We start from the raw sequence: 3,794 nt of genomic DNA on the forward strand, positions 1-3,794 counted from the left end.
CAACCGCGCCGCCAGCACCGTCGCCGGGCCCGCGCCGGCGTCGCGCCGCGCGTCGGCGCGCGTTACGAATGCCTTGCGAATCCGGGGCTTGTGCGCGCCGTCGCGTCCGGGCGAGACTCGTCGCGGTTTTGCAAGAGCGCGGATTGTCGCGCCCTTAACGGTTCCGCTACACTTCCCCGTCTTTTGAGCCGCCAGCCTTTCGCCAGTGGTTGAGTTTGGTTTCTAGCCATCGGTTTCAGGTTGTGCGGCGTTACCCTCGAATTGAAGCTTTCGCGGAGTGCCGGATGGCCAACCAAGGGGTCCACGATCCTATCAACACGGGCCGACGTCGGTTCCTCACCGCCACCACCGCGGTGGTCGGGGCGGTCGGAGCCGGTTTTACGGCGGTGCCTTTCATCAAGTCCTGGAACCCCAGCGCCCGCGCCAAGCTCGCCGGCGCGCCGGTGACGGCGGACATCACCGGGCTGGCCGAAGGCCAACGCCTGATCCTGGAGTGGCGCGGCCAGCCGATCTGGATCGTCAAGCGGTCCAAGGCCATCCTCGATGCGCTGCCGACCCTCGACGGCCATCTGCGCGATCCCAAGTCCGACAACAAGGACCAGCAGCCGGCCTACATCACCGGCGAGCTGCGCTCGATCAAGCCGGAGATCTCGGTCCTGGTCGGCCTGTGCACCCACCTGGGCTGCTCGCCGGAAATGAAGGCCGAGATCCGCCCCGAACCGTTCGATCCGGAATGGAAGGGCGGCTACTTCTGCCCCTGCCACAAGTCGCGCTTCGACATGGCCGGCCGCGTGTTCCAGGGCGTGCCCGCGCCGATCAACCTGCTGGTGCCTCCGCACCACTACGAGAACGACAACACGATCGTGATCGGCGTCGATCCGGCGAAGGGGGCATAAGCCATGGCCAATATCCTGACGCGTACCGCCAACAACGTCTTCGACTGGGTCACCGCGCGCGCTCCCGGCATGATGCCGGCGTACCGCAAGCACATGACCGAGTACTACGCGCCGAAGAACTTCAACGTCTGGTACTACTTCGGCTCGCTCGCGCTGCTGGTGCTGGTCAACCAGATCGTCACCGGCATCTTCCTGACGATGCACTTCAAGCCGTCCGCGGCCGAAGCGTTCTCGTCGGTCGAATACATCATGCGCGACGTGGAGTGGGGCTGGCTGATCCGCTACATGCACAGCACCGGCGCCTCGCTGTTCTTCATCGTGGTGTACCTGCACATGTTCCGCGGCCTGCTCTACGGCTCGTACCAGAAGCCGCGCGAGCTGGTGTGGATCCTCGGCATGCTGATCTACCTGGTGCTGATGGCCGAAGCCTTCATGGGCTACGTGCTGCCGTGGGGCCAGATGTCGTTCTGGGGTGCCAAGGTCATCATCTCGCTGTTCGGCGCCATCCCGGTGATCGGCAACGGCCTGACCGAGTGGATCATGGGCGACTACCTGCCCGGCGACGCCACCCTCAACCGCTTCTTCGCCCTGCACGTGATCGCGCTGCCGCTGGTGCTGCTGCTGCTGGTCGTGCTGCACCTGGGCGCGCTGCACGAGGTCGGTTCCAACAATCCCGAGGGCGTGGACACCAAGCACGGCCCGAAGGGCAACCGCTGGGATCCGAACAAGCCGGCCGACACCATTCCGTTCCACCCGTACTACACGGTCAAGGACCTGTTCGGCGTCGGTTTCTTCCTGATCCTGGCCGCCTTCATCATCTTCTTCGCCCCGGCGATGGGCGGCTGGTTCCTCGAGCACGACAACTTCACCGAGGCCAACCGCCTGGTGACGCCGGAGCACATCAAGCCGGTGTGGTACTACACCCCGTACTACGCGATGCTGCGCGTGATCCCGGACAAGCTCGGCGGCGTGATCGTGATGTTCGCGGCGATCGCGATCCTGTTCCTGGTGCCGTGGCTGGACCGCTGCAAGGTCAAGTCGGTGCGTTACCGCGGCTGGATCAGCAAGCTGATGCTGGCGGTGCTGGCGGTGTGCTTCGTCTGGCTGGGCAAGATCGGCGCCGGCCCGGGCACCGATCCGGTCGAGACCATCATCGGCCGGGTGCTGACCTTCCTGTACTTCACGTTCTTCATCACCATGCCGCTGTGGACCAAGCTCGACAAGACCAAGCCGGTGCCGGAACGGGTGACGATGCATGACTAACCACAGCCAGCCGTCCTTCAAGAAGACCCGCATCGTGAAGAAGCTCGCCACCTTCGTCGCCGGCCTGCTCGTCTCGGCCACCGCCTACGCCTCCGGCGGCGGCGCGCTGCTGCAGTCGGGCACCGACCTGAACGACCGCGCCTCGCTGCAGCGCGGCGCCCAGCTGTACATGAACTACTGCTCGGGCTGCCACTCGCTCAAGTACCTGCGCTATTCGCGCATGGCCGAAGACCTGGGCCTGACCGAAGACGAGGTGATGAACAACCTCAACTTCACCGGCGCCAAGTTCGGCGAGCAGATCCTGGTCAACCTGACCCCGGAACACGCCAACCAGTGGTTCGGCAAGATGCCGCCGGACCTGAGCCTGATCACCCGCGTGCGCGGCAGCGACTGGGTCTATACCTACCTCAACCAGTTCTATCTGGACGAGTCGCGGCCGCTGGGCTGGAACAACAAGCTGTTCCCGAACGCGTCCATGCCCAACCCGCTGTGGGAGCTGCAGGGCCTGCAGCACGCCGAGTACGGCGAGCCGGACAAGGCCACCGGCGAACGCCCGGTGCACGGCCTGAAGATCGAGCAGCCCGGCAAGCTCGACGCCGACGGCTTCCGCACCGCCACGCGCGACATCACCGCTTTCCTCGAGTACGCCGGCGAACCGGCGGCGCTCAAGCGCCAGAGCCTCGGCGTTTGGGTGATCCTGTTCCTCGCCTTGTTCACCTTCCTCGCGTATTTGTTGAAGACCGAGTACTGGCGCGACGTGGAACATTGACGGAGTTCGCCTGGAAAACCCGCGCCATAAGCGCGGGTTTTCCGTTAGGGTTGACGGTCTGGCGAGCCGACAACCTGCGCAAAGCCGGTAACGGACTCGAGGCCGTGACGACCTTCCACGCAGGGTGGGGGGCGTCTTGCGACTGGCGGATTCCGGTCGCTGGAGAGGTCGATGATGGCGGCTAGCCCCCGTATGCGTAATGCGTTGACTCTGTTCTCGTCCACCGACTGCGTGCTGTGCCACCGCGTGCGTCTGGTCCTGGCGGCCAAGGGCGTTACCTACGACTTGATTCCGGTCGATCCGCAGAACCCGCCGGAAGATCTGGTCGACCTCAACCCCTACCATTCGGTGCCGACCCTGGTCGAGCGCGACCTGGTCCTGTACGCGGCCAGCGTGGTCAGCGAGTACCTCGACGAGCGTTATCCGCATCCGCCGCTGATGCCGGTCGATCCGCTGTCGCGCGCGCGCCTGCGCCTGGCGATGCTGCGCCTGGAGCACGACTGGGTGCCGCAGGTGCAGGCCATCCAGATGGGCAACAAGGTCCAGGCCGAGGCCGCGCGCAAGCGGCTCAAGGAACTGCTGACCGCCTCGGTGCCGCTGTTCAAGGCCAGCAAGTTCTTCCTGAACCCGGAAATGAGCCTGGCCGACTGCGCGATGGCGCCGATCATCTGGCGCCTGCCGTCGCTGGACGTGCCGCTGCCGAAGGACGCCAAGGCGATCGAGGACTACGGCAACCGGATCTTCCGCAACCCCGGCTTCACCCGCAGCCTGACCGACCAGGAGCGCAAGCTGCGCGACCTGCCGATGTGAGGCGCCGCCGCGGCGCGCGACTGCGCCGCGCGCGGGTCCGCGGCCGGCCGCCCGTG

Annotated in this window: 4 protein-coding genes; all 4 read left to right on the forward strand. The window is 65.7% G+C overall.

Annotated elements, in window-relative coordinates:
- The first annotated feature begins 284 nt into the window (after positions 1 to 284).
- The 4 genes from petA to A7A76_RS23405 all read left to right on the forward strand — a co-directional run bounded on the left by petA (position 285) and on the right by A7A76_RS23405 (position 3,738).
- On the forward strand, positions 285 to 896 hold the full coding sequence (gene petA, locus A7A76_RS23390; protein WP_206413564.1) for a ubiquinol-cytochrome c reductase iron-sulfur subunit: 612 nt from the start codon (positions 285 to 287) through the stop codon (positions 894 to 896).
- A gap of 3 nt (positions 897 to 899) precedes the next feature.
- Positions 900 to 2,159, forward strand: a complete 1,260-nt coding sequence (locus A7A76_RS23395; protein WP_206413565.1) for a cytochrome b — start codon at positions 900 to 902, stop codon at positions 2,157 to 2,159.
- Positions 2,152 to 2,928: a cytochrome c1 gene (locus tag A7A76_RS23400; protein WP_206413566.1), complete on the forward strand. Its 777-nt coding sequence runs from the start codon at positions 2,152 to 2,154 to the stop codon at positions 2,926 to 2,928. The genes A7A76_RS23395 and A7A76_RS23400 overlap by 8 nt, the downstream gene beginning before the upstream one ends.
- A 174-nt stretch (positions 2,929 to 3,102) precedes the next feature.
- Positions 3,103 to 3,738, forward strand: a complete 636-nt coding sequence (locus A7A76_RS23405) for a glutathione S-transferase N-terminal domain-containing protein (protein WP_074872505.1) — start codon at positions 3,103 to 3,105, stop codon at positions 3,736 to 3,738.
- Positions 3,739 to 3,794 lie beyond the last annotated feature (56 nt).

This window comes from Lysobacter enzymogenes (assembly GCF_017168095.1).
Taxonomy (GTDB): domain Bacteria; phylum Pseudomonadota; class Gammaproteobacteria; order Xanthomonadales; family Xanthomonadaceae; genus Lysobacter; species Lysobacter enzymogenes_D.

Coding starts and splice junctions, on each gene's coding strand:
- petA (WP_206413564.1), top strand. CDS start 285: ATGGCCAACCAAGGGGTCCACGATCCTATCAACACGGGCCGACGTCGG.
- A7A76_RS23395 (WP_206413565.1), top strand. CDS start 900: ATGGCCAATATCCTGACGCGTACCGCCAACAACGTCTTCGACTGGGTC.
- A7A76_RS23400 (WP_206413566.1), top strand. CDS start 2,152: ATGACTAACCACAGCCAGCCGTCCTTCAAGAAGACCCGCATCGTGAAG.
- A7A76_RS23405 (WP_074872505.1), top strand. CDS start 3,103: ATGGCGGCTAGCCCCCGTATGCGTAATGCGTTGACTCTGTTCTCGTCC.